The 23828-nt window shown below is 63.0% G+C and carries 22 protein-coding genes and 1 tRNA gene; 11 read left to right on the top strand and 12 right to left on the bottom strand.

Going from position 1 to position 23828, the window contains the following annotated elements; genetic code table 11:
* Positions 1 to 33 precede the first annotated feature (33 nt).
* From EL191_RS01495 to gabD, 4 genes are all read right to left on the bottom strand, one after another.
* Positions 34 to 1233: an MFS transporter gene (locus tag EL191_RS01495; protein WP_041976002.1), complete on the bottom strand. Its 1200-nt coding sequence runs from the start codon at positions 1231 to 1233 to the stop codon at positions 34 to 36.
* Complete coding sequence (locus tag EL191_RS01490) at positions 1230 to 1757, bottom strand: TetR/AcrR family transcriptional regulator (protein ID WP_041976000.1); 528 nt, start codon at positions 1755 to 1757, stop codon at positions 1230 to 1232. Before EL191_RS01490 ends, EL191_RS01495 begins: the two co-directional genes overlap by 4 nt.
* Positions 1758 to 1875: 118 nt before the next feature.
* Positions 1876 to 3156, bottom strand: coding sequence for a 4-aminobutyrate--2-oxoglutarate transaminase (gene gabT / locus EL191_RS01485; RefSeq protein ID WP_041975998.1), 1281 nt, complete (start codon positions 3154 to 3156; stop codon positions 1876 to 1878).
* Between the two features lie 140 nt (positions 3157 to 3296).
* Complete coding sequence (gabD, locus tag EL191_RS01480) at positions 3297 to 4748, bottom strand: NADP-dependent succinate-semialdehyde dehydrogenase (RefSeq protein WP_017361188.1); 1452 nt, start codon at positions 4746 to 4748, stop codon at positions 3297 to 3299.
* Between the two features lie 347 nt (positions 4749 to 5095).
* Here gabD and EL191_RS01475 point away from each other — a divergent pair.
* The 4 genes from EL191_RS01475 (at position 5096) to EL191_RS01460 (ending at position 8768) form a co-directional block, all read left to right on the top strand.
* Positions 5096 to 5172, top strand: a tRNA-Arg gene (locus EL191_RS01475).
* 441 nt (positions 5173 to 5613) lie between these two features.
* On the top strand, positions 5614 to 6228 hold the full coding sequence (locus EL191_RS01470) for a biliverdin-producing heme oxygenase (RefSeq protein WP_041975996.1): 615 nt from the start codon (positions 5614 to 5616) through the stop codon (positions 6226 to 6228).
* On the top strand, positions 6225 to 8474 hold the full coding sequence (locus EL191_RS01465) for an ATP-binding protein (RefSeq protein WP_041975994.1): 2250 nt from the start codon (positions 6225 to 6227) through the stop codon (positions 8472 to 8474). The genes EL191_RS01470 and EL191_RS01465 overlap by 4 nt, the downstream gene beginning before the upstream one ends.
* A 105-nt stretch (positions 8475 to 8579) precedes the next feature.
* Positions 8580 to 8768, top strand: a complete 189-nt coding sequence (locus tag EL191_RS01460) for a hypothetical protein (RefSeq protein ID WP_041975992.1) — start codon at positions 8580 to 8582, stop codon at positions 8766 to 8768.
* Between the two features lie 112 nt (positions 8769 to 8880).
* Here the strand turns inward: EL191_RS01460 and EL191_RS01455 are convergent, their stop codons facing one another.
* On the bottom strand, positions 8881 to 9663 hold the full coding sequence (locus EL191_RS01455; protein ID WP_041975990.1) for a hypothetical protein: 783 nt from the start codon (positions 9661 to 9663) through the stop codon (positions 8881 to 8883).
* A 70-nt stretch (positions 9664 to 9733) separates the two neighbouring features.
* Positions 9734 to 10555, bottom strand: a complete 822-nt coding sequence (locus EL191_RS01450) for a tetratricopeptide repeat protein (protein WP_232005505.1) — start codon at positions 10553 to 10555, stop codon at positions 9734 to 9736.
* An 82-nt stretch (positions 10556 to 10637) separates the two neighbouring features.
* Here EL191_RS01450 and EL191_RS01445 point away from each other — a divergent pair, with 82 nt between their 5' ends.
* The 3 genes from EL191_RS01445 (at position 10638) to EL191_RS01440 (ending at position 12564) form a co-directional block, all read left to right on the top strand.
* Complete coding sequence (locus tag EL191_RS01445) at positions 10638 to 11630, top strand: helix-turn-helix transcriptional regulator (RefSeq protein ID WP_041975986.1); 993 nt, start codon at positions 10638 to 10640, stop codon at positions 11628 to 11630.
* Positions 11631 to 11698: 68 nt separating this feature from the next.
* Entirely contained in the window at positions 11699 to 11866 is a 168-nt protein-coding gene (locus tag EL191_RS24355; RefSeq protein ID WP_013713434.1) for a hypothetical protein, read from the top strand.
* Entirely contained in the window at positions 11833 to 12564 is a 732-nt protein-coding gene (locus tag EL191_RS01440; RefSeq protein ID WP_162184338.1) for a hypothetical protein, read from the top strand. The genes EL191_RS24355 and EL191_RS01440 overlap by 34 nt, the downstream gene beginning before the upstream one ends.
* Before the next feature lie 60 nt (positions 12565 to 12624).
* Here the strand turns inward: EL191_RS01440 and EL191_RS01435 are convergent, their stop codons facing one another.
* Together EL191_RS01435 and EL191_RS01430 are read right to left on the bottom strand one after the other, a co-directional pair.
* The gene (locus EL191_RS01435) at positions 12625 to 12882 is read right to left on the bottom strand and encodes a hypothetical protein (RefSeq protein WP_126403450.1); all 258 of its coding nucleotides are present in this window, start codon (positions 12880 to 12882) and stop codon (positions 12625 to 12627) included.
* A 102-nt stretch (positions 12883 to 12984) separates the two neighbouring features.
* Positions 12985 to 14415, bottom strand: a complete 1431-nt coding sequence (locus EL191_RS01430) for an HD domain-containing phosphohydrolase (RefSeq protein ID WP_174447336.1) — start codon at positions 14413 to 14415, stop codon at positions 12985 to 12987.
* A 101-nt stretch (positions 14416 to 14516) separates the two neighbouring features.
* On the opposite strand from EL191_RS01430, the gene EL191_RS01425 reads away from it, so the two are divergent.
* On the top strand, positions 14517 to 15290 hold the full coding sequence (locus tag EL191_RS01425; protein ID WP_041975980.1) for an alpha/beta fold hydrolase: 774 nt from the start codon (positions 14517 to 14519) through the stop codon (positions 15288 to 15290).
* A gap of 69 nt (positions 15291 to 15359) precedes the next feature.
* On the opposite strand, the gene EL191_RS01420 is transcribed toward EL191_RS01425, so the two are convergent.
* Complete coding sequence (locus EL191_RS01420) at positions 15360 to 16943, bottom strand: aldehyde dehydrogenase (NADP(+)) (RefSeq protein WP_041975978.1); 1584 nt, start codon at positions 16941 to 16943, stop codon at positions 15360 to 15362.
* Positions 16944 to 17152: 209 nt separating this feature from the next.
* A complete protein-coding gene (gene araD1, locus EL191_RS01415; protein ID WP_041975975.1) occupies positions 17153 to 18154 on the bottom strand; it encodes an AraD1 family protein in 1002 nt (333 codons plus the stop codon).
* A 136-nt stretch (positions 18155 to 18290) separates the two neighbouring features.
* Here araD1 and EL191_RS01410 point away from each other — a divergent pair, with 136 nt between their 5' ends.
* Positions 18291 to 19235, top strand: a complete 945-nt coding sequence (locus EL191_RS01410) for a LysR family transcriptional regulator (RefSeq protein WP_041975973.1) — start codon at positions 18291 to 18293, stop codon at positions 19233 to 19235.
* A gap of 9 nt (positions 19236 to 19244) precedes the next feature.
* Here the strand turns inward: EL191_RS01410 and EL191_RS01405 are convergent, their stop codons facing one another.
* Complete coding sequence (locus EL191_RS01405; RefSeq protein WP_013713426.1) at positions 19245 to 20384, bottom strand: iron-containing alcohol dehydrogenase; 1140 nt, start codon at positions 20382 to 20384, stop codon at positions 19245 to 19247.
* 161 nt (positions 20385 to 20545) lie between these two features.
* Between EL191_RS01405 and EL191_RS01400 the strand changes: the two genes are divergently transcribed.
* Positions 20546 to 21478 (top strand): LysR family transcriptional regulator, encoded by a 933-nt coding sequence (locus tag EL191_RS01400; RefSeq protein WP_013713425.1) that lies wholly within the window; start codon positions 20546 to 20548, stop codon positions 21476 to 21478.
* A 3-nt stretch (positions 21479 to 21481) separates the two neighbouring features.
* Here the strand turns inward: EL191_RS01400 and EL191_RS01395 are convergent, their stop codons facing one another.
* Positions 21482 to 22663, bottom strand: a complete 1182-nt coding sequence (locus EL191_RS01395) for a fumarylacetoacetate hydrolase family protein (protein WP_013713424.1) — start codon at positions 22661 to 22663, stop codon at positions 21482 to 21484.
* A gap of 159 nt (positions 22664 to 22822) precedes the next feature.
* Between EL191_RS01395 and EL191_RS01390 the strand changes: the two genes are divergently transcribed.
* Positions 22823 to 23779 carry a LysR family transcriptional regulator gene (locus EL191_RS01390; RefSeq protein WP_013713423.1) on the top strand — a complete coding sequence of 319 codons (957 nt, stop codon included), beginning with the start codon at positions 22823 to 22825 and terminating at the stop codon, positions 23777 to 23779.
* The last annotated feature ends 49 nt before the right edge of the window (positions 23780 to 23828 follow it).

Below are 23828 nucleotides of genomic sequence, written 5' to 3'. Positions count from 1 at the left end.
CCTGACCCTGCGCCTTACGGACTGGTTCCGGGCTCACCGAATCCTGTTGTTGCTTGTCACCCTTCGACCCGCCTCGTGCGGGTCTTTTTCTGCGCGGTGGGGGCTTCGGCGCACTGGCACTGCCTCGACCACGGTCGAACGCATGGCGCCCGCTGCCAATGCCAGCAGCGCGAAGAGCACGACGGCATGCGTCAGACTCAGCCAGCTCGCCAGAGCGCCGAACACCGGTGCGCCCAATGTCTGGCCAACGGCAATGCCAAGAAAGGCGATGGTCAGCCCGGTGGCGGGGCGTTCTGACAATGCAGCCACGCCCCAGACCAGATAGATGCCGCTCAGGGTGATATAGGCCGCACCAAAGAGTGCGCCGCCGAGCAGCGCCAGAGCCGGCACGTTGCCTATCCCGACCAGAATGATGGCCGCCGCCAGTGCGGCCAGACACAATCGGTGCGCCCAGTCGATGCCCAGCCTGGCGACCAGAGCCCCAGCCCCGGCACCAGCGATCCCGGCGGCGCCGATCACCACCCAGAGCAATCCGGCCCCGGCGCTCTGCCAGCCCAGACGCTGCGCCACGATCTCGCTGCCGAATGACCACAAGGCCGTGCTGGCCGCCCCCATCAACAGGGACGCCGCCACCAGCCGCTTCAAGGTGGCGCTGAACAGCGCAGCGCCAGCATGATCCTGCGCAGGCGGCGCGGAGGTACGCGGCACATGCAAAACCACCAGCACGGCCAGCACGCAGGCCGCGGCTGCGAACACGCCGTAGGCCAGCCGCCACTCGGCGCCGAACATCAGCGCGACCGGGCCGGACAGAATCACGCCTGCACTGGTGCCGGCGTTGATCAGGGTATTGGTACCGTCCTGACGCTGCGGCTGGACGATCGCAGCCATGGGCCGTGAAGCCAACCCCGTGCTCACGCCCGCGAGCAGCACCGCAGCGGCGAGCCAGAACGCCGATGGCGCGAGGGCGATACCGAGCATACCGAGCATGGCGACCGATGCTGCAGCGAATGCGACGGTACGCGCCCCCAGGCGCTCGGTCAGTTGCGCGGCGACGACGATGGCGAGGCAGTAGCCAAGAAACGAGCCACCGGCGATCAGGCCGCCAACGGCGTCCGGCAGAGCGAGGTCAGCATCGATCTGTGGCAGGAACAGGCCGAAAGCGAAACGGGCAAAACCGTAGCACACCGCGATCAGGCCGAAGCCCGTGACACCGAGGCGCCATTCGCGGGTCACGCCCGCCCCCGCAGTGCCAGCAGCGTCGCCGCGCGTCCCGCCGTGGCCACTGCCGCCAAGCCGCGGTAGCTGGCCGCGGCCGTCGCACCCTCGAAGAGAATGACCACCTGCTCGACCAATTCCTCATCGGCGCGGGTGCCCAACTGTCGGGTGAGAATCCGCCGCACCGTCTCGCTGAAACGTGCCTTGTAAGCCGCCACGACCTCGGTAACTTCCGGCAGGGCCGTGCCGAGTTCGCCCTGGGCACGCAGGAACAGGCAGCCTCGCGCGCCCTCCTCGGCCATCCAGCTGGCCAGTGCATCGAACAGCGCCGCGACGCTGTCCAACTCCAGGCGCTGCAGGAAACGCTGCCCACGCGTCATCAGCACGGCAGCGATCAGCTCGTTCTTGCTGCCGGCGTGCTTGTACAGCGTGCGACTGGACATCCCGGCAGCCTGGGCCAGACGGTCCATGCCAGTTGCGTTGAAGCCGTTGCGGTCGAACAGCTCTTCGGCAACGGATATAAGCTTGGCGTCGATATTCATGCGATAAAGGTAAAACGATCATTTTACCTAGTCAACCGGATAGCCAATTTCAGGCAAAAAAAGACCCGCACAAGGCGGGTCTCTTCATAAGCACGCAGGCGCGTGCTCAGCTTCCGGCTCAGGCCAGTTCGTCGAAGCACTCGGCGACGATGGCGATGCCTTTTTCCAGTTGCGGGTCCGGAATGGTGACGGGCATCAGGAAGCGGATGACGTTGTAGTAGGTGCCGCACGACAGCAGGATCAGGCCCTTCTCGCGCGCCTTGGCGACGATCTTGCCGACCAGCTCGGCAGCCGGCTTGTGCACGTCACCGCCCTCGAACAGCTCGATGGCGACCATCGAACCCAGGCCGCGCACGTCACCGATGACCTTGTGCTTCTCGGCGATCTTGCTCAGGCCGGCTTTGAGCTTCTCACCGACGGCGTTGGAACGCGCCAGCAGGTTCTCTTCGTCGAACACCTTGAGCACGGCCAGGGCCGCGGCGCAGGCGATCGGGCTGCCGGCATAGGTGCCGCCCAGACCACCGGGGGCGATCTTGTCCATGATCTCGGCCTTGCCGCACACGCCGGAGATCGGGAAGCCGCCGCCGACGGACTTGGCGAAGGTGGTGAGATCCGGCACCACGCCCAGTTGCTCGGTGGCGAAGAAGGTGCCGGTACGGCCAGCGCCGGTCTGCACTTCGTCAGCGATCAGGAGGATGCCGTGCTGGTCGCACAGGGCGCGCAGGCGCTGCATGAAGGCCGGCGAGTTGACGTAGAAACCGCCCTCGCCCTGCACCGGCTCGATGATGATCGCAGCGATGTCCTGCGGCTGCGCGTCGTTCTTGAAGATGCGCTCGATGCTGGCGATGGACTCGTCCTCGCTCACGCCATGCAGCGGGCACGGCGCCTGGGCACGGTACACGCCAGCCGGCATCAGGCCCATGCCGGCGGAGTACGGCACCACCTTGCCGGTCAGCGACAGGGTCATCATGGTGCGGCCGTGGTAGGCGCCGGTGAAGGCGATCACGCCGGCGCGGCCGGTGGCGGCACGGGCGATCTTCACGGCGTTCTCGACGGCTTCGGAGCCGGAGGTGACCAGCAGGGTCTTCTTGGCGAAGTCACCCGGCACGCGCTTGGCGATCTCTTCGCACAGCTCGATGTAGGGTTCGTAGGCCAGCACCTGGAAGCAGGTGTGGGTCAGCTTGGTCAGTTGCTCCTGAACGGCAGCGATCACCTTGGGATGCAGGTGGCCGGTGTTCAGTACGGCGATACCACCGGCGAAGTCGATGTACTCGCGGCCTTCGACGTCCCACACGGTGGCGTTCTCGGCGCGCTCGGCGACGATCGGGTGGATCTGGCCGACACCGCGCGGTACGGCGGCAGCACGGCGTTGCAGCAGGGATTCGTTGGTCTTGCTCATGGTGTCCTCATGGTCATCCCCGGCGGGAGGGCGGCTCAGCATGCGATGATCGACTGAGCCGAGCCCGCGAGGGACTCAATAGGGTTACGACTTACAACCGGGGCGCCGCACGCTCTTTCGCACCTTGCCCCGTCTTGGCATCAGATGCCGCCCAGGCACATGTACTTGATCTCGAGGTAATCCTCGATGCCGTACTTGGAGCCTTCGCGGCCCAGGCCGGAAGCCTTCACGCCGCCGAACGGCGCGACTTCGTTGGAGATCAGGCCGGTATTGATACCCACCATGCCGTACTCCAGCGCTTCGGCCACGCGGAACACGCGGCCCAGGTCACGGGCATAGAAGTAGGAGGCCAGGCCGAACTCGGTATCGTTGGCCATGGCGATCACCTCGGCCTCGTCCTTGAAGCGGAACAGCGGCGCCAGCGGGCCGAAGGTTTCTTCCTTGGCCACGGCAGCGGTTTTCGGCACGTCTACCAGGATGGTCGGTTCGAAGAAGGTGCCACCGAGGGCATGCAGCTTGCCGCCCAGGGCCAGCTTGGCGCCCTTGTTCACCGCGTCGGCGATGTGCTCCTGCACCTTGGCCACGGCCTTCTCGTCGATCAGCGGGCCGGTGGTGGTGCCGTCTTCCAGACCGTTACCGATCTTCAGCTTGCCCACGGCGGCAATCAGCTTCTCAGCGAAGGCATCGTAGACACCGTCCTGCACGTAGATGCGGTTGGCGCAGACGCAGGTCTGGCCGTTGTTGCGGTACTTGGAGATCAGCGCGCCTTCGACAGCGGCGTCCAAGTCGGCGTCATCGAAGACGATGAACGGCGCGTTGCCGCCCAGCTCCAGCGACACCTTCTTGATGTCCTGCGCACACTCGGCCATCAGTTGGCGACCGATTTCGGTCGAGCCGGTGAAGGACAGCTTGCGCACGATGGGGTTGCTGGTCAGCTCGCCACCCACTTCGCCGGCGCTGCCGGTGACCACGCTCAGCACACCTTTGGGGATGCCGGCACGCTCGGCCAGCTCGACCAGGGCCAGGGCGGAGAACGGCGTCTGCGAAGCCGGCTTGATCACCATGGTGCAACCGGCGGCCAGTGCCGGGCCGGCCTTGCGGGTGATCATCGCCGCAGGGAAGTTCCACGGGGTGATGGCGGCGGTGACGCCGATCGGCTGCTTGATCACGATCAGGCGCTTGTCCGGCTGGTGGCCTGGAATCACGTCGCCGTAGACACGCTTGGCTTCCTCGGCGAACCACTCGATGAAGGAGGCCGCGTAGGCGATCTCGCCCTTGGCTTCGGCCAGCGGCTTGCCCTGCTCCAGGGTCATCAGGCGACCAAGATCATCCTGATTCTCCATCAGCAACTCGAACCAGCGGCGCAGCTTGTTGGCGCGCTCCTTGGCAGTCAGCGCACGCCAGGCCGGCAGCGCCTTCTCGGCAGCCTCGATGGCACGGCGCGTCTCGGCACGGCCCATCTTCGGCACATGACCGATGATCTCACCGGTGGCCGGGTTGTTCACGGCGATGGTCTGACCGCTGTCGGCGTCCAGCCACTGGCCATCGATATAGGCCTGTTGGCGCAGCAGCTGGGGGTCTTTCAGTTGCATGGCAGTCTCCTTCAGTTCCGACACCCGGGCGTCGGCGTAAGTCGTTGGAGTCACGGACAGAACCCGCAGGCTGAACATGAGCCGTGCGGGGCCTGGTAATGGATTCAGAGCCGTTGAACGTGCGAGGGTTCAGAATGACCGAACGCACCGTTTGAAATCTCAAACGAATCCTAGGAGCGAGTCGGGTAAAGGGCAATAGCCGAAGGGGCTAAATCGACGAAAGAATGATAAAAAACTTGCGTACGCCAGCTGGAACAGGCCAGAAAGTGTAAAGCGCGTTCTGAATAACGAACACTCATGCACAATGGACGCTAACCGCCGAGATGCGTATGATTGCGCCCCGCAACGCACTCGTAGCTCAGCTGGATAGAGTACTGCCCTCCGAAGGCAGGGGTCGTGGGTTCGAATCCCGCCGAGTGCGCCAGATAAATCGAGGGCCTAGGTGAAAACCTAGGCCCTTTGTTTTTTCCAATGGTGCATGTCTCATGGACATGACCAACGACTTCGCGCCAAGGCCTGAAGCAAGGCCAGGTTTTCCCAGGAAGCATTTGGCGCACTCATTTTCTCACGTGCCGATATCGCACAAGACGAAGCCCTTGATCGCTGGAGCCTGTTAATCACATAAGTCAGGCGCGATGAAGGTGCAGCGACTCGAATAGTCGCGGGTTGACGTGTCGCCCCCCACCCGGCAGCAGGTCGGCGCGCCTCGCGATGGCTCTGATATCCAGGATGGCCTTTGGCTACTCAGCACTCCGCTTATCCGGAATCACCGTTTTTAGCTTGGGTATAACAGCTCGCGTGGTAGGGTTAGTCCCTGCTCACTTTACAATTGGCCCCCGTACAGGGCCTTCACAAGAGCCTCCCAATGCAAGCCAAGGCACGCGAAGTTCCTGTGCTGCCGGTGCTGCAAGATCTGCGGGCCGGCACTGCAAAACTGCACATCAGACTGGAAAAACAGCTTCCTTTTTTCTCAGTTCTTCTCGATACGAACGCCTTTCAACGGCTGATGCAGGCGTACTACGGTTTCTATCTGCCGCTTGAAAACGCGTTGCTCGACAGCGACGTGACGCCTGCCGATTTCGATCTGGTGTCGCGTCTCAAAGCACCGACCCTGCGCCAGGACCTGCATGCTCTAGGTCTGTCAGACGAGGCCATCGAGTGTTTGCCGGTCTGCCAGTCGTTGCCTGCAATAAGCTGCAGGCCCACCTGGCTGGGCGTTCTGTATGTGCTCGAAGGGGCAACACTCGGTGGACAAATCCTGCGCCGGGAAATGGCTTCGCGGCTGGGCCTGGATGCCGACAACGGAGCGGCATTCCTCGATATCTACGGTGCGGAAACCGGGCGACGCTGGCGCAGTTTTATCGCGTACCTGGGTAGTCGATCCCTGGATACGGACGAGCGCGGAGCCGTTGTCAGGGCGGCCCAAGCCACATTCGCCTGTTTCGAGCGCTGGCTCGAAAGCAGAGAGGTACTGATATGACCCCACCGAACAAAGAGGCCTTCGAAGTACTGCTGGCCAACTGCGCCGACGAACCCATCCGCTTCCCCGGAGCGATTCAGCCTCATGGCGTACTGCTGACTCTCAGCGAACCCGGCCTCGAGATCATTCAGGTCAGCGCCAATGTCGAAACCTTGCTGGCGCACACGCCGCAAGAAGTGATCGGCCTGCCGTTACACCGGCTGATCGGCAAGGCCCATGCCGACGCGGTGTGCAAGGCGCTCGTGCAGCCTGGGTTTGCAGACGCCGGCCCGCTGCACTTTCACGTCAATGGCAAGGCATTCGAGGGCTTGCTGCACCGGCATGAAGGTGTGTTGATCCTGGAGCTGGAAATCCACGTCGAGAATTTCCAGCCGCGCAACGTCGCTGGGCTCAACGCCAACCTGGGACGCATGCTCCAGCGCCTGCAAAAAGCGAGCGCGCTGCAGGAGCTATACGACATCAGTGTCAGGGAAATTCAGGCGATGACCGGTTACGACCGGGTGCTGATCTACCGCTTCGAGGAGGAAGGTCACGGCCAGGTCATCGCTGAAGCCTCCGCCCCGTCAATGGAGGTCTTCAATGGTTTGTTCTTCCCCGCCTCGGATATCCCCGAGCAAGCTCGTGAGTTGTATCGCACCAATTGGCTGCGAATCATCCCCAATGCCGATTACCAACCGGTGCCTCTGGTACCGAAGCTGCGTCCCGACACGCAGACCCCGCTGGATCTGAGCTTCGCCACGCTGCGTAGCGTTTCCCCGATTCACTGCCAGTACATGAAGAACATGGGGGTGCTGTCGTCGATGAGCATTTCCCTGCTCAAGGGCGATCAGCTTTGGGGCCTGATCAGCTGCGGCAATCGCCAGCCGTTGCACGTACCGCATGAGCTGCGCAGCGCCTGCCAGACCATCGGTCAGGTACTCTCATTACAGATCAGCGCCCTGGAGTCGCTGGAGATCAACCGTCAGCGTGAAGAGAAAATCGATGCGCTTACGCTGCTCAATCAGGCCATGAACGACTCTACCCCGACAGTTTTCGATGGGCTGGCAAGGCGGCCTGACGTGCTGATGGCGCTAACAGCGGCTGGCGGTGTCGCGATCATCGAAGACAAGCAGTTACACCGATACGGCAACTGCCCGGAGCCCCAGGAAATCCGTGCGCTGCACAAATGGTTGCAAGACAGAGGCGAGCCGGTGTTTTCCAGCCATCACCTTTCAGGGGTCTATCCGCCCGCCGCGCAATACCCACAGGTGGCTAGCGGTGTACTGGCGATGAGCCTACCCAAACCGGTGGATAACGCTGTGTTGTGGTTTCGACCGGAGGTAAAAGAGAGCATCAACTGGAGCGGCGACCCGCGCAAACCCATGGGTCTGGAAAATTCCGATGCAGGCTTGCGCTTGCGGCCTCGCACTTCGTTCGAAATCTGGAAAGTCGAGATGGCTGGGATCTCAACCAAGTGGAGCCAGGGAGATCTGTTTGCGGCCAAGGACCTGCGCCGCTCGGCGCTGGAGCATGACCTCGCCCGCCAAGTACTGCGCGAACAGGAAGCGGTGCGTGCCCGTGACGAGTTGGTTGCCGTGGTTTCGCACGATCTGAGAAATCCCATGACGGTGATTTCGATGCTCTGCAGCATGATGCAAAAGACCTTCAGCTCCGACGGTCCGCATACGTCACGACGCATCGCCACAGCACTCGACACCATGCAGCAGGCTGCCGGACGAATGAATACGCTGCTCGAAGATTTGCTCGACACGTCGAAGATCGATGCCGGGCGCTACACCATCACCCCGCAAAAGCTCGATGTCGGGCACATGTTCGAAGAAGCGCAATCGTTGCTCGCACCACTGGCCCTCGACAAGGACATCAGCATTTCCTTCGAGGCGGATCCTGACCTACGGATTCACGCTGATCCCGAGCGGCTGTTTCAGGTGCTCTCAAACCTGATCGGCAATGCGATCAAGTTCACCCCACGCCGGGGCACAGTCGGCGTTCGCGCAAAATCTGTCGGCGGCGATATCGTATTTAGCGTGCGCGACAGCGGCGAGGGCATCCCCGAGGAGCATCTGCCTCATGTATTCGATCGTTACTGGACAGCAAAAGATGGCAATCCAACCGGGACCGGGCTTGGTTTGTACATTACCCAAGGCATAGTGGAAGCCCACGGCGGGCATATCGTCGTCGAGAGCGAATTGGGCAAGGGCTCGGAGTTTCAGTTCACCGTGCCGGCGCTTGCAGAAAGTGCCCTGTAGGCGACTCGGAGGCCTCTCTAACGGCGAGGTTTTCGCTGGATAGGCGTCCGAGATCAGCAGGCCGCTGCTGCCACGACCATCGCTAGCCAATGGAGAGAAATACGCATGGATATTCTGCCGCTGATCGCTATCGCATTCGTGGTGCTTTCCATCTATTCGTGGCAACGCTCAAGGCCCAAGTCACTCGCGGGTAAAAAGAGGAGAAGCGGCCTGAACGGGCAGGACTCCAACACCGGCTTTGGTGACGGGGACTTCGACTCGGGCGGCGGGGGCGATGGCGGAGGGGGCGACTGAGCCGCTAAGTACCAGGCCCAGTTGAAAAACCTGGGCCTTTTTGTTTTCCGCTCTCAAACCAGCCGCAGGACGCGTTTGCCGGCCACCGTCGATCTGACGAGACGGCGCAGGGCTAGGCTGGAGTGACGGCCTGCGTCTTGCGCAGATGCCCGAGCAGATCGGAAAAGATGCGCTCGGGCGCCATCGAGAACAGCAGCATCTCCACCTGATGGTGACCGTCCACGCCCAGGCCAAGCTGTATGGCGACCTCCTCGAGCAGCGCAACGTAGCGCGAATAGGTCTGCTTCTCCGGAAGATGAAATTTCTTCTGCACCCGCGCAGAGAGCTGGCGATGCCGGACATCGTCGTCGCTGATCAGGTCCAGACGGGCCAGGAGGAAGAGGGTCTCCAGATCGATCAGGCTCAGTCGCGGGCTGCGCCCTTCCGGCATCGGATAAAAGCAGTCCAGCTGGCCGTGCATGTAGTTGATGGCGTTGATCGCGAAGGCCACCCGCGAGTCGTAGATAGGCGCCCAGTCGCACAGCAGACTCAGGTACTTGGACCAACTGCTGACACCCTTCAGCTCCACCTGCTCGAACGCCTGCCGCCCTTCTGCCGCCTGGGCACGAGTCCAGTCAACGACACGTTCGAGGTTCTTGTTGGTGCCCACGCCACCCCAGTCGGAAATGAAGTAGCTGGCGATGTCCAGATGTTCCTGGCGGCTATCCGATTGTGCCAGACGCTCTTTCAGCCGGGCTTTAAGAGCCAGCGTCTTGTCGAACCAGGTGGCCTCTGCCGGCAAGGGCTGATCGAGGTACTTCGCTGCCGCTACCTCGTTGAATGACCACTTGTAATGTTCATTCACGTTGCCGATGAAGTCGCGCAGATAGACGGTTAGTGGATTGTCTTGATGCATCTTTTCCCTCACTGGAAATCCTCACGCGACACGCAGCGCACGCCCCGCTCAATTCTTGATCGCTACGCACTCATACCGAGGTGCTGCCCTGTTGGATGGCCACGCCTCGCCAGAACCCATGAAGCAGCCCATCGGGGTCAGGCGGGGTGTCGAAAGAGTCGTAGTAGAAAGAAGCCAGACGCTCGCTGGCAAGCACTTCGCCCCGCATCGCCGCCCACTGCAGCCAGTACAGCCCGAGTAGTGGATCGAAGACACTCGATAACTCATCCAATGCCAACCGGCCGAGCAGGTAACAGGCCATGGGATCCTGCTCATCGGCACCATGCCTGTACCAAGCCAGGGCTTTGGCATGATCAGCGGCAAAGCCCTCGTCACCGTTTTCGTAAAGCCCGCCAAGTGCCTGCGCGGCACATCGAACACCCTGCTGGAACGCCAATTCGTAGTACTCGCTGGCCAGGTGCAGATCGACGACCACGCCCTTGCCGTAAGCGTGCTGCTCGGCCTGGTTGAACAGTGCTTCAGCCGAGCCCTGCATGGCTGCGATCCTGAACAGTTGCTGTGCCAACTGCGGGTCAGCTTCGACACGCGAGCCGTTCAGCCACAACCAGCCAAGATCGTTCAGCGCATCGGCATCACCAGCGACGGCTTGCGCGCGCAGCACCTCGTAATGCTGACGTAGGGCATGCGGGTCGTAGAGACTCCGAAGCCGGTTACCGGCCTTTATCTGGCAGTAGGTCACGCAGCCCTGCGTCGCCATTTCCTCGATACGCAACGACGGCATACCTATACCGGCGTAAAGCATTTGCAGTAGGCCTGGCTGGCGGATGTCGATTGCGGCGACTTGCGGAAGAAGCCCGTCGACAAGATTGAACACGTTGCTCGATTTGCTCATGCTGCCGCCCGTTCGCTGATCGCCTCGGCACATTCTCTACATCATCGCGACAGGCCATGTCGCATGAGCACAAGGACGAAACATGGAGCAGCTTTATCGTCATGACCTGATCCTTCGCCTGCTTCCCGGCAAGGACAACCCGCTGAACTCCCAGGCCATTCACCAGCGCGTGCTCAATCAGGGCATCGAGGCCGACATACGCACCGTGCAGCGGGACCTCAAGGAGCTGAGCCAGAAATATCCCCACATCCGCAGTCGCAAGGAAAACAAGGCCAACCTCTGGTGGGCAGAGAAGTCGCTTTCACGCCTGAGCATGCTGCCCACCGATGCGATGAACCTGGTGATGATCATGGATCACGCGGCACGCTTCGGCATGGCCGCACAGGTCGAGAAGCTGGCGCCACTCCGTGAATATGCGCGCTCGCTGCTCAAGGGCAAGCATCTGGATCAGGACTATTCAGGCAAGGTCATCAGCAACACCCGCTTCGTGACGCTGGAGGCCGGGGCGGTGAAACCCGAGGTTCTGGAGGTGGTGCAGCAGGCATTGCTGGATGAGAGTTCGGTTGAGGTCAGCTACCTCAAGCGCGGTGCCAGCGAGCCAAAGTCACTGCTACTAAAGCCGCTGGGGCTTTCCTACCAGGACTCCAATATCTACCTGTCCTGCGTGTTCAAGGGATTGCCGCCGGGCAACATCGCGGCGCTGCCGCTGCAACGCTTCATCTCGGCGCGCACGACCTTCGAAGACCTGCCCGCTCCGCAGGATTACGACATCAATTCCGTCGCCGCGCAGCGGAGCCTGGTGAACCTCAAATCCGACCGGCCCGTTCGCCTCGAACTGCGCATCAGCCCAACGCTCTGCGAACGCCTGCAGGAGAATGCCTTGACTGCCGACCAGCGCCTGCACGCCGACGCGGATGGCTGGTGGCGATTGAGTGCAAACCTGCACCTGAGTCAGGGACTGGAGCTCTGGCTGCTGGGCCAGGGCGAGCATGTGGAGGTAATCGAACCTATATCCCTGCGTGAACAGATGCGTGGTATCGCGCTCAGCATGGCCAGGCTCTACGACAAGGGTTGAGCATCGCGACACAGGCTGTCGCGATGCTCACCCATCCTGCCTCCATCACCTGAAAGGAGGCAGCACCGATGAAAACCTATTCCGTGTTCATGCAGCGCACCGTGGCCGGCGCTGGCCCGGCCGCAAATTTCACCATGACCGTGCAGGCCATCAACTCGGCGATGGCCAAAGCCACTGCCGAAGCCCAGTACCCAGGTTACAAATGCTTCAACTCGCCGGTTCAGGTTCGCGGATAGTGATGGGCGAAACAGTCGTCCTGGATATCGCACTGCTGGCGCCGACCAAGGTGCAGGCTGAGCACCTGCTTGCGCGGATACGCCAGGTCGGCAATATCGAGCATGCCCGATTCTTCGCATTGGGGATGGACGAAAGCTGGCCCGAAAAGTATTTCCACGAGGTGCACTGGCTGCCAAACGGCAACGCAGCACTCCCTCGGCAAAGCCTCGCTAGCCTGGCGGCTATCGTCCATATCCACCAGTGTCGGCTGCCGCACCGCGAGCTGCATTCAGGCTTTCGCCACTACATCTGGGACAGCAGCAAGCAGATGGCGGGCTTCTGGGCCAGCCTCTATCGGGCGAGGGGAAACCCAGCGATACCAGGGCTCGACTGGAATAGCTACACCAACTGGAGCCCAGGCTTGCGGGTCGGCCGCAGCCTACATGCCCATGGGACGAACCTTGCCGAAGCAGTCGAGTCGCTATCGGCACGCCTGCATGACAAGCCCTGCAGAGCGGCAGTTCAGGCCTTGCTAATCATCGAAGCCGGTTGCCCGGTCACCTTCGGCGGCTATGTCGACGCGCTCGAACGGCTCGGCCGTGTTGCAGGTGCCGAAGTCATCCCAACCGGCTGGCAGGCAGCGCAAGGCCCGGGGTGCGGTCTCTGGCTATCGTGGTTCGAACCATGCATTGAGCGCACGTTTGAGCGCATCAATTGAAGCTCCTTGCCACCAGGCCGGTACACCGTCTGGCAGTGACATCATTACGACGTTGGGAGGCTAGGTGTCCGCGGAGGGGTCTTCTTCCTGTTCCTTGCCAAACCTGCGACGCAGCCAGCGGCGAATATCACCGATGAGCATCGCGATTGCACCGATGATGGTGAGCGCGACGAAGGCAAACACGAAGTGGGCCAGCACTTCCGTTGCGCTCGCGGCAAGACGCCGATTGCCATATTCGAAACTGGCCAGCGCCAGGTCGTGAAAACCCAGCATTAGCAGTACGGCAAGCGCGAAGAGTCGATCAATACGTTTGAGCATGAAATCCTTTTCCATTCGAGGCCATCATGGCCGCGAGGCAGGGTACGCATCTGCATGCCAGGCCACAACCCCGACTACCTCTTCCAAGCCTGAAGACGCGGCTTAGATCACGCCTAGCGTCAGCGCCTTCAAGGTCGCCGCTGCGCGCGTGGAGCACTGCAGTTTGCGGAACACGCTCTCGACATGGGTACGCACCGTGCTCGGGCTGATGCCCAGGTCGCGCGCCACTTCCTTGTTACTGGCACCGCTGCTGATGCGCTGCAGGATCTGCGTCTCGCGTTCGCTGAGCAGGCCGTTGCCGGGCCTGCTGGTAAGCGGCGCCTGCTCGCCGTGCGCGGCGCTGATCACTGCCTGGCAGGCGCGTGAGTCAAAGCGGCCCTGCTCGGCTTCATCCAGTAATACGCGAGCAGCCTGCTCGTCACCGAGGGCAGCTCGCCAGGGGCGCTCGCCGCGCAATGCGAGCCAAGCCAGTGCGGCGCTCAGCAGTCGGTGTTCGGCGCTCAGGGCATCACCGCTCAGCGAGCGGAAATAGCCGCTGCCATCCAGCCGTTCGTAGGCATGCGCAGCCAGTTGTCCGGCTTCGCTCAGGCCACCGATCTGACTGCAGGCGCGGTGCGCCCAATACGGCACCAGGCGTACCGATTCAAGGTCGCCCTCAAGCAGCGGGCCGGGCGTGCTCCAGATGCGATTGGGCACGGCCGCACGCCCCAGGCCATGGAGCAACGCAGCCTTGGCCAGCAGTTCGATACGCGCTTCGGGTAAGCCCCAAAGCCGAGCTGCGTCGCGCACCAGATTCGAGGCCTGCCGCGAGTAGCCGGCCAGCCAGGACAGCTTGAGGTCGATCACATCGCCCACCAGGGTCAGCGAAACCTGCGGCCCGACGCCAGGCAGCATGCTCTCGGGCGTACGCAGTGCCTCCAGCCAATCTGCGGCATGGCGGACAAGCAGTTCGGCAAGGCCGGCAGGATAGCGGCGATCACCCTGCGCACCGATCCACTCCAGCGCCGCCTCCAGCCCGTGGACGCGCGAGAGGATTTCCAGATCGCCGGCCAGCACCACGTGATAGACCACCTGCGGAATATCGGGATGACGCAGGCCCAGCGGCCGGCCGCTGCCGTCGAAGCATTCGAAGATATGCCGCAACCCCAGCTCGACCTGCGCCGGCAAATCGAGGGTGCGGGCCACCTCACCGGCCACCTCGCAGTGCACCACGGCCAAGGGAGTGGTGCGCAGCATGGCGCGCTGACCGGCGGCATCCAGGGTGTGCGCGAGCATGTCGCGGCGCCCGCCGACATCATCACCGAACAGGCGCATGAAACCTTCGGCGTTGGCGGTACAGCCGGACCAGCGCAGCAGCGCCACCTGCCGGGCGGCATCGATCTGCGCCTGATCGCCACCAGCAGCCTGCACCAACCACTGCGCCAGGCGCGCGGTACGCCGCGACTGGTCGATGGGCTGGCCCATGCTCAGGTCACCGACCATGGCCAGCGCCAGCATGGCGTCTTCCAGCGCGACGGCGTCATTCACCTGCATGGGCAGCTCTCCTGTTTTTTGCCGGCCTCGGATAAACGACCGATACCGGGACACCGGCGCATTATCGACACTGAACTCCCCCAAGCACAGGAGATTCCATCATGTTCAATACCAAGCCGCTGATCCTCGCACTCGCCATCGCCAGCCCCTTCTTCGCCATCAATGCCCAGGCTGCCGAGGCCAAGCCCTCGGTGGTGATCGTCCATGGTGCCTTCGCCGACGGTTCCGACTGGGCCAAGGTCGTGCCGCTGCTGCAGGAAAAAGGCATCAAGGTCACAGTGGTGCAGAACCCGCTGACCTCGCTGGTCGACGACGTGGCCGCCACCCAGCGTGTGCTGAACAACCAGGACGGCGACGTGGTACTGGTCGGCCACTCCTGGGGTGGCACGGTGATCAGCCAGGCCGGTGCCGACGAAAAAGTGCGCAGCCTGGTCTATGTCGCCGCTTTCGCCCCCAACGCCGGCCAGTCCAGCGGCGAGCTCTACAGCGGCTACCGCACCGCGCCGGGTTCGAGCCAGATCGCGGCGGACAAGAATGGCTTCCTCTACCTGACGCCACAGGGCATGGCCGCCGACTTCGCCCAGGATCTGCCAGCCGCGCAGACGGCTGTGATGACCGCCACGCAAGGCCCGATCCGCGCAGCGGCGTTCGATGAGCGCACCAGCGTCGCGGCTTGGAAGCAGAAGCCGTCCTGGTACCTCGTTGCCAGCGATGACCGGATGATCGTGCCGGAGATGCAGCGCGACTTCGCCAAGAAGATCGGTGCGCAGACCACCGAGGTCGCCGCCAGCCACGTGCCGCAGCAGTCGCGTCCGGCCGATGTAGCGAAGGTGATCATTCAGGCGGTGGAGAAAACCCAGGCTGCTGCCAAATAAAGACGCCGCCTTCAGAATGAAAAATGCCGCACCCTCACGGGTGCGGCATTTTTCGTTGCAGCGCTCGGATCAGCTCAGCGCATCACGCGTGTGCACGCCGTCAACCAGACGCTGAATGCCCAGCGGGTTGGCGTTCTGCAGGGCCTCCGGCAGTACTTCGTCCGGGTAGTTCTGGTAGCACACCGGACGCAGGAAACGGTGGATCGCCAGGGTTCCGACCGAAGTACCGCGAGCGTCGGAAGTCGCCGGGTACGGGCCGCCATGAACCATGGAGTCGCAGACTTCCACGCCAGTCGGGTAGCCATTGAGCAGCACGCGGCCGGCTTTGACTTCCAGCAGCGGCAGCAGATCGCGGAAGGCGCTCAGGTCTTCACGCTCGGCGATCAGGGTCGCGGTCAGCTGGCCGTGCATGCTCTGCAGGGCACGGGTCAGCTCGGCGCTGTCGGCGACTTCGACGACGATGGTGGTCGGGCCGAAGACTTCTTCCTGCAGCAGATGGTCGCCTTCGAGCAGCATGCTCACGTCAGCCTTGAACAGTTGCGGATGCGCCTGGTTACCAGCCTGCTCGTTGCCCGCCAGGTGGGTGACCTTGGCGTGGCCTTTGAGCTGCGCGACGCCGCTGGCGTAGCTGCGCAGGGTGCCGGCGTTGAGCATGGTCTGCGCCGGCTGCGCGCCCATGGCGTCGGCCAGGCCGGCAACGAAGTCGCTGAACTCGGAGCTGCGAATGCCGATGACCAGGCCTGGGTTGGTGCAGAACTGACCGCAGCCCAGTACCACGGAACCCGCCAGCTCCTTGGCCACGGTGGCGCCACGCGCTTTCAGGGCGCCCGGCAGGACGATCACCGGGTTGACGCTGGACATCTCGGCGAACACCGGGATCGGCTGCGGACGGGCAGCAGCCATGTCGCACAGGGCGCGACCGCCTTTCAGCGAACCGGTGAAGCCAACGGCCTGGATGGCCGGGTGCTTGACCAGAATCTCGCCGACGCCGCCACCGAAGATCATGTTGAACACGCCCTTGGGCATGCCGGTTTTCTCGGCGGCGCGGATGATCGCATCGGCCACGCACTCGGCAGTGGCCATGTGGCCGCTGTGCGCCTTGAACACCACCGGACAACCGGCGGCCAGGGCCGAGGCGGTATCGCCACCCGCAGTGGAGAAGGCCAGCGGGAAGTTGCTGGCGCCGAATACGGCAACCGGACCAACGCCGATCTGGTACTGGCGCAGATCCGGACGCGGCAGCGGCTGGCGATCCGGCAGGGCGCGGTCGATGCGCGCACCGTAGAAGTCACCACGACGCAGCACCTTGGCGAACAGGCGCATCTGGCCACTTGTACGACCACGTTCGCCCTGAATGCGGGCAGCGGGCAGTGCGGTTTCACGGGTGACCAGGGTAACGAAGTCGTCACCGAGGGCATCGATTTCGTCGGCGATGGCCTCGAGGAACTCGGCACGGCGCACGGCCGACAGGTTGCGGTAGGTCGGATAAGCGGCAGCGGCAGCCTGGGCGGCAGCGTCGACTTCTTCCGGCGTGGCCTGGATAAAGGTGTACGGCAGCGCTTCACCGCTGCTGGCGTCGAGGCTCTTGTGCTCGACGGTGCCGGCGGCGCGGCGCTCACCGCCGATGTAATTGTGGCCAGTCAGACTCAGCATGGCGTTCTCCTGTCAGGAGGGACGGCAACACCGCCCCGGACAATGAATGAGGCCTCGACCTTCTGAGTCGAGGAGTGACAACTCTACTGCAGTTGTCAGACATATGATAAGTGATAACTTCGGCATTCGTCCCCTTGTGAGGGCGCAATCCGTAAATCCGCCAGGCGGATTTTCGACCCGACAGCAACGCCGCCGGGCCTGACAGCGGCTTAAAGCTGGCGTACACCACCGACCTTAACCGCTGGCGCATGCACGCTGATCCCGTTGCGCAGCGGCTCGCCCAGCGCATCCAGGCTGACTTCGAAGGTATCCCCAGGTTGCGCCTTGATGCCGTCGGCGAATGACAGGGTCGCGGTGCCGAAGAAGTGCACGTGCACGTCACCCGGACGCAGGAACTGGCGATACTTGAAGTGGTGGTACTCGAGGTTCTCCAGGCTGTGGCACATGTTGTCCTCGCCGGAGAGGAACTCCTTCTCCCACAACACCTGGTCGCCACGTCGGATACGGCTGATGCCGGACAGGTGGCGCGGCAGCTCACCGATCAGCATCTCCGGACCGAAGGAGCAGAAACGCAGCTTCGAGTGGGCCAGGTACAGGTAGTTCTTGCGCTCGACCACGTGGTCGGAGAACTCGTTGCCCAGCGCGAAGCCGATGCGATACGGCTGGCCATCGTCGCCAATCACGTAGAGGCCGGTCAGCTCCGGCTCTTCACCGAAGTCCTCGGCGAAGTCGGGTACCGGGAAGTCCTCACCGGGGCGAACCACGATGCTGCCGTCACCCTTGTAGAACCACTCCGGCTGTGCGCCTTCGCGGCCTGCAGCCGGGCGACCGCCGGCCATGCCCCACTGGAACATCTGCATGGTGTCGGTGAGCTTGCCTTCGGCCTGCTGCGCTTCCACCTGCTGGTGCATCTTGTCGCGCGTGGAGGCGCTACCCAGATGGGTCAGACCGGTACCGGAGATCAGGCAGTGAGCCGGATCGCTGTGATCCAGCGGAGCCAGCAGACGCTTCTGCTCGATCAGCTCGGCGTAGACCGGGCCCTGTTCGACGCCCAGACGCTCGATCTCGGCGATCAGGCCGTGACCGTTACGGATCGCCTGCAGCGCCAGCTCACGGGTGCTGCTGACGCCCTTGACCACGCTGATGCGTGCGTCACCGACGACGCCGACCTGGCGCTGGCCCTGTTCGTTCTCAAACTGAATCAACCGCATCGCTGTGCTCCTGTTGTTCTTGTCCGGTTGTTCTTACGCCGACGCTGCGGCGTTGCTTGGCCAGCACTTTAAAAATTGCCCGCAGTGCTGCCTAATGAAAGCTTCTGATTAGGTGATAACTTTTCGTCATCCCCCTATGTTGCAGCCACTCAACTACATCGTTTCGCGCCTGCGTATTCGCCAGTTGCGCCTGCTGATCGCCCTCGACGAGTTGGGCACCCTGCACCGTGCAGCCGAGCGCATCGCCATCAGCCAGCCGGGTGCGACCAAGGCGCTGCACGAGATCGAAACCACCTTCGGCACGCCCCTGTTCATACGCACGGCCCAGGGCCTGCAAGCCAATGACATGGGACGCTGCGTGATCCGCTACGCGCGCCTGATCCACAACGACCTGGCACACCTACACGACGAGATGCAGGGCATCCTCCAGGGCCATGGTGGTCACCTGGCAGTGGGCACCATCGCCGGCTCGGTGCCGCTGGTCCTGCGCGCCCTCACCCGGCTGCGCCAGGCGCAGCCGGATATTTCCGTGCAGATCGTCGAGGACATCAGCCCGCGACTGCTCAAGCTGCTCGATGAAGGCCGCCTGGATCTGGCCATCGCCCGCACCAGTGGCAGCCAGCATCCGGACGCCTACGAGTGTCTGAGCCTGCATGCCGAACGCCTGGCGCTGGTCGCAGCCCCGCAGCATCCGCAGCAGAACAACCCGGCACTGCAGCTGGCCGACCTGAGCACCTACAGCTGGGTGGTCTACCCGACCGGCACACCGATGCGCACGGTGCTGGAGCGTGAATTCGGCGAAGCCGGCCTGGAGTTTCCACGCAACCCGCTGGAAACTTCCTCGACCTTCACCATGCTCAGCCTGCTGCAGGAAGACCCGCAGCTGGTGGCGGTGATGCCCCACTCCATCGCCTGCTCCAGCGAAGGCTTCGGCCTGCTGCGCCGCTTGCCACTATCGCTGCAGTCGCGTAACGAACCGTGCTCGATCATCCATCGCAGCGGCACTAGCCTGCCGCCGCTCGCTACGCAGTTGCTCGAACACCTGCGCAGCGAGCAGGACGCCTTGCTGGAGGATGATTGAGCGGTACCCTTACAACGACTGACGCAGCAACTCGGCGTAGTCCTCGGCACTCGCCACCCGCGGGTTGGTCTTGTGGCTATGGTCGGCCAGCGCACCTTCGATGATCGCCGGGAACAGCGACTCGTCCACGCCCATTTCCGCCAGGCCCGAAGGCATGCCGAGACGACGGTTCATCTCACGGATCGCCGGGATGATTTCCTCCGCACTACCCAACCCCATGGCCTGAGCGATGCGTTGCAGTTTCTGCTCGTCGCGCACCGAATCGGACTGCGCGTTGAAGGCGATGACTGCTGGCAGGAATACCGCGTTGAGGGTGCCGTGATGCAACCTTGGGTTGATGCCGCCAAGCGCGTGACTGAGGCTGTGCACGCAACCCAGGCCCTTCTGGAACGCCAGGGCGCCCTGCATCGAGGCGCTCATCATGTTCAGCCGCGCCTCGCGATCTCCGGGGGTACGGGTTGCACGCTCGATGTGCCGCCAGGCGCGCCACAGGCCATCCAGGGCGATGCCGTCGGCGGGTGGGTTGAACGCCGGCGCCATGAAGGTTTCCAGGCAGTGGGCGATGGCATCCATGCCCGTGGCAGCGGTCAGTTGCGCCGGCAAGCCGAGGGTCAGTTCGGGGTCGCAGATCGCCGAACGCGGGATCAGGTAGGGCGAGATGACGCCGACCTTGCGCCCATCATCGAGAATCAGGATGGCGCCACGACCGACTTCGCTGCCGGTGCCGGCGGTGGTGGGGATGGCGATCACCGGCGCGGTGGCGGCGGTGATGCGGGTCAGCCCACCTTCGATGACGGCAAACTGCTTCAGCGGGCCTTCATGGGTGCCGCATACGGCAACACCCTTGGCCAGGTCGATGGAAGAACCGCCACCTACCGCGATGATGCCGTCGAAGCCGCCATCGCGATAACGCGCAGCCGCAGCACGCACCACACCTTCATTCGGATTCGGCGGCGTCTGGTCGAATACCTCGGCAACGGCGGGCTCGGCCAGTTGCGCCAGCACCTTGTCGACGATACCTGCAGCACGCACCCCGGTATCGGTGACGATAAAGGGCCGAGTGATACCAATGCGCTGACACTCGGCAGCCAACTGGCCGAGGGCGTCATAGCCGAACTGGACTTGCGTGAGGTAGTTGATAAGTGCCATGGGAAGCCTCTGCTTTGTTTTTGTAATAGCAGGCAGCGGAAAACGTCGAGTAAGATCACTCGGACATTCTCACGGATAGCCTTGCCGCCCAGGCAAACTATGAGATAGAGGCGCTCCTGACTAATGAGAGGCGCTGATACTGCTATAAGGGAAAGCTATATATGCTGCCATCGGTGTCCTCCATTTTTTCCCGCCTGCGCTTCCGCCAACTGCGTCTGCTGATCGCCCTTGGCGAGCAGGGCTCGTTGATCAAGGCCGCAGAACTGGTCTCGATCAGCCAACCCGGGGCCACCAAGGCGCTGCAGGAAATAGAGACCACGCTGGGCGCGCCGCTTTTCGTACGCACCAACCGAGGCCTGGAAGCCAACGAGCTGGGGCATTGCGCAATTCGCTATGCCAAGCTGATCCAGACCGACCTGACCCATCTGCGCGAGGAAATGCTGGGTATTCTCCAGGGCCACGGCGGACGGCTGTCAGTCGGCGTGATCATGGGCGCGGTGCCATTCATGACGGATGCGCTGACCCGGCTGCTGGAAGAGCACCCGGATCTTTCAGTGGAAATCGTCGAAGACACCAGTGCGCGACTGCTCAGCCTGCTCGACCAGGGCCGTCTGGATTTGGCGATCTGTCGCACCAGCATCAGCCGCCAGCCGGAGCAATACGACTGCATCGACGTGCGTGACGAAACCCTGGCCGTGGTCGCCAACCGTGATCATCCGCTGGCCGGCCGAGCGCAACTGGAACTGGCCGACCTGGCTGACAGCCGCTGGGTGGTCTACTCGGCCAACATGCCGATGCGCCTCTCACTGGAGCGGGAATTCCAGCAGGCGGGGCTACGCTTCCCGTTGCACCTGCTGGAAACCACCTCGGCCTTCACCACCCTGTCGCTGCTGCAGAAGAACCCGGAACTGGTCGCCCTGCTGTCGACAGACGTGGCGCGCTTCTGCACCGGTTTCGGCATGACCTGCATCCTGCCGCTGCAACTGAAGAGCCGCAGCGAGCCGTATCAGTTGATCACCCGGCGCGGTGTCAGCCTGTCTTCGATCAGCCGCCTGTTCATCGAGCAGCTCACACCGGCGCTGGGCAACGCCTGAGCATCAGACCAGGCCGCGTGCCGCCAGGTTGTTGATCAGCGCGTTGAGACCGAATTGCCAGACCGGCGCCTTGTCGCTGTGGTTGACGCTGTTGTGCAGGGCGCCCAGCTGCTCACTGCTGATGATCACCCGATCGGCGAGCTTGTGGGTGAAGCCGCCACCCGGTGCATCACGATCCTCGGTCGGCGCGAACAGGGTGCCGAGAAACAGCAGGAAGCCATCCGGATACTGGTGATTGCGGTTGAGCGCCTGGCCGACCAGATCCAGCGGATCGCGGCTGATCTTGTCCATGGAGCTGGTGCCTTCTAGCACATAGCCGTCAGCGCCCTCGACGCGCAGGCGAACTACCGTGTTGCGCACATCATCGAGGCTGAAGGTATCGTCGAACAGGCGGATGAAGGGGCCGATGGCGCATGAGGCATTGTTGTCCTTGGCCTTGCTCAGCAACAGGGCACTGCGGCCTTCGAAATCCCGCAGGTTGACGTCGTTGCCCAGGGTTGCACCCAGCACCTCGCCCCGGCTGTTGACGGCCAGCACGACCTCCGGCTCCGGATTGTTCCACACCGAGCCGGGATGAATGCCGATCTCCGCCCCGCTGCCAACGGCAGCCAGTACCGGTGCCTTGGTGAAAATCTCGGCATCCGGGCCGATGCCGACTTCCAGGTACTGCGACCACAGGCCCTGCTCCTGCAATAGCGCCTTGACCTGCTGGGCCTTCTCGGAGCCCGGCTTGATGCTGGCGAAATCGTCGCCCAGTACCTGCCTGACCTTGGCTCGCACACCTTCGGCCAGGCTGGCGTCGCCACCGGCGCGCTCCTCGATCACACGCTCGACCATGCTGGACGCGAAGGTGACGCCGGCAGCCTTGAGCACTTGCAGATCGGCCGGCGCCAGCAGGCTGGGCAGCTGTGGATTGAAATCAGCACCGCTGTTGCACAGCAATGCCTCGACGCTGCATAGCGGGCTGCCGCCAACGCTCGCCAGGCTGGCCAACAACTGCTCGCGCTCGAACAACCCGCTTAGGGTCGGCGCGAGAGTGGAAAGATCGTAGACGCCATCTTCACGCAGCAGGATAGGCGCAGGCCCCGCGTGCTCTCCGGGCAGCCAGGCCCGGCCGACGAGGGTTCCGCGCAGGCCGTCGGATGGCAAGGTGTTGCTGGGCGAAAGGCTGAGAGCATGTGACATGGCAGTGTCCGTCTTGTTATGCGAAGGGGATGCCTGCAGGGGCACCCAGTGGTGCAGTCAGGCCGGCCGACCTTATCTCCCCAATCGCGATAACCACCAATGACTATTAGTCAGTACGCGATATGATCCGGTTATCGAGTCTTCCTGAGCACATCCGTCATGAGCCAAACCGGCAATCTCCCGACGCTTCACAACTGGCTGCGCTATCGCCACCTGGCCTTGATCGACAGCCTGGCCCGCACCGGCAACATGCACAGCAGCGCCCAGCAGCTGGGGCTGAGCCAGCCTGCGGTGAGCAAGATGCTGCGCGACATCGAGAACCAGTTCGGCTTCACCCTGTTCGAACGCCTCAACCGCGAACTGCCGGCAACCGAGCTGGGCGCGGAAGTGATCGCCTATGCACAGCGCGCCCTGAATGATTGCCAGACCTTCAGCTATCGCCTGGAAAGCCTGCGCCAGGGCGGCCATGGCTACCTCAAGGTGGGCGCCATCTTCGCCGCCACTGCCCACGCCCTGCCTGAAACCCTGTTGCGCCTGAAAGGCAGGCGCCCGCTGCTGACCATCGAACTGCTGGAGGACACCAGTGACCATCTGCTCAAGTTGCTGGAGCACAAGCAGCTGGACCTGGTGGTCGGGCGCTTCACCGATCATCCGCAGCGCCAGCGCTTCGATTTCACCGCGCTGGCCGAAGAACCCTTCCTGCTCATCGCCCGCCCCGAACACCCGCTCTGCGCGCGGCAACGCGTCAGCCCGGCGCAACTGACCGAATGGCCCTGGGTGCTCTACCCGCTCAACACCCCGCTGCGTCAATCGCTGGAGCAGTCGTTCAGCGACGCCGGGGTCAACCCGCCAGCGAACAGCATCGAAACCACCTCCGTGCAAACCACGCTGAAACTGCTGTGCAACAGCGACACCCTGGCCCTGCTGCCGGAAGCCGTGGTGCGACAGAACCTGCTCGACGGCAGCCTGAAACAGGTACAGACAAACCTGGCGCCGCCGCCACTGGCCTACGGTGTGCTGCTGCGCAAGGACGAGCCCATATCCTCCGCAGTCCGCGACTTCATAGAGGCATTGCGGGCAGCCATTCGCGACGAATCATCAGCGAATAACCCCTAGTTATGACTCGATGAGAAAGCCTCATTAGACACCTCCACCAGAGTTGCCT

The organism is Pseudomonas mendocina (assembly GCF_900636545.1).
GTDB lineage: Bacteria > Pseudomonadota > Gammaproteobacteria > Pseudomonadales > Pseudomonadaceae > Aquipseudomonas > Aquipseudomonas mendocina.
The sequence above is the reverse complement of the archived record's forward strand: the minus strand, read 5'-3'. Positions and strand labels throughout refer to the sequence as shown.

What these genes read in the sequence shown, in the direction of transcription:
- EL191_RS01445 (WP_041975986.1), top strand. Translation starts at nt 10,638, where the DNA reads ATGGAGCAGCTTTATCGTCATGACCTGATCCTTCGCCTGCTTCCCGGC.
- EL191_RS01470 (WP_041975996.1), top strand. Translation starts at nt 5,614, where the DNA reads ATGCAAGCCAAGGCACGCGAAGTTCCTGTGCTGCCGGTGCTGCAAGAT.
- EL191_RS01405 (WP_013713426.1), bottom strand. Translation starts at nt 20,384, where the DNA reads ATGGCACTTATCAACTACCTCACGCAAGTCCAGTTCGGCTATGACGCC.
- EL191_RS01410 (WP_041975973.1), top strand. Translation starts at nt 18,291, where the DNA reads ATGTTGCAGCCACTCAACTACATCGTTTCGCGCCTGCGTATTCGCCAG.
- gabD (WP_017361188.1), bottom strand. Translation starts at nt 4,748, where the DNA reads ATGCAACTGAAAGACCCCCAGCTGCTGCGCCAACAGGCCTATATCGAT.
- EL191_RS01465 (WP_041975994.1), top strand. Translation starts at nt 6,225, where the DNA reads ATGACCCCACCGAACAAAGAGGCCTTCGAAGTACTGCTGGCCAACTGC.
- araD1 (WP_041975975.1), bottom strand. Translation starts at nt 18,154, where the DNA reads ATGCGGTTGATTCAGTTTGAGAACGAACAGGGCCAGCGCCAGGTCGGC.
- EL191_RS01460 (WP_041975992.1), top strand. Translation starts at nt 8,580, where the DNA reads ATGGATATTCTGCCGCTGATCGCTATCGCATTCGTGGTGCTTTCCATC.
- EL191_RS01450 (WP_232005505.1), bottom strand. Translation starts at nt 10,555, where the DNA reads ATGAGCAAATCGAGCAACGTGTTCAATCTTGTCGACGGGCTTCTTCCG.
- EL191_RS01395 (WP_013713424.1), bottom strand. Translation starts at nt 22,663, where the DNA reads ATGTCACATGCTCTCAGCCTTTCGCCCAGCAACACCTTGCCATCCGAC.
- EL191_RS01425 (WP_041975980.1), top strand. Translation starts at nt 14,517, where the DNA reads ATGTTCAATACCAAGCCGCTGATCCTCGCACTCGCCATCGCCAGCCCC.
- EL191_RS01490 (WP_041976000.1), bottom strand. Translation starts at nt 1,757, where the DNA reads ATGAATATCGACGCCAAGCTTATATCCGTTGCCGAAGAGCTGTTCGAC.
- EL191_RS24355 (WP_013713434.1), top strand. Translation starts at nt 11,699, where the DNA reads ATGAAAACCTATTCCGTGTTCATGCAGCGCACCGTGGCCGGCGCTGGC.
- EL191_RS01440 (WP_162184338.1), top strand. Translation starts at nt 11,833, where the DNA reads ATGCTTCAACTCGCCGGTTCAGGTTCGCGGATAGTGATGGGCGAAACA.
- EL191_RS01455 (WP_041975990.1), bottom strand. Translation starts at nt 9,663, where the DNA reads ATGCATCAAGACAATCCACTAACCGTCTATCTGCGCGACTTCATCGGC.
- EL191_RS01390 (WP_013713423.1), top strand. Translation starts at nt 22,823, where the DNA reads ATGAGCCAAACCGGCAATCTCCCGACGCTTCACAACTGGCTGCGCTAT.
- EL191_RS01430 (WP_174447336.1), bottom strand. Translation starts at nt 14,415, where the DNA reads ATGCAGGTGAATGACGCCGTCGCGCTGGAAGACGCCATGCTGGCGCTG.
- EL191_RS01420 (WP_041975978.1), bottom strand. Translation starts at nt 16,943, where the DNA reads ATGCTGAGTCTGACTGGCCACAATTACATCGGCGGTGAGCGCCGCGCC.
- EL191_RS01435 (WP_126403450.1), bottom strand. Translation starts at nt 12,882, where the DNA reads ATGCTCAAACGTATTGATCGACTCTTCGCGCTTGCCGTACTGCTAATG.
- gabT (WP_041975998.1), bottom strand. Translation starts at nt 3,156, where the DNA reads ATGAGCAAGACCAACGAATCCCTGCTGCAACGCCGTGCTGCCGCCGTA.
- EL191_RS01400 (WP_013713425.1), top strand. Translation starts at nt 20,546, where the DNA reads ATGCTGCCATCGGTGTCCTCCATTTTTTCCCGCCTGCGCTTCCGCCAA.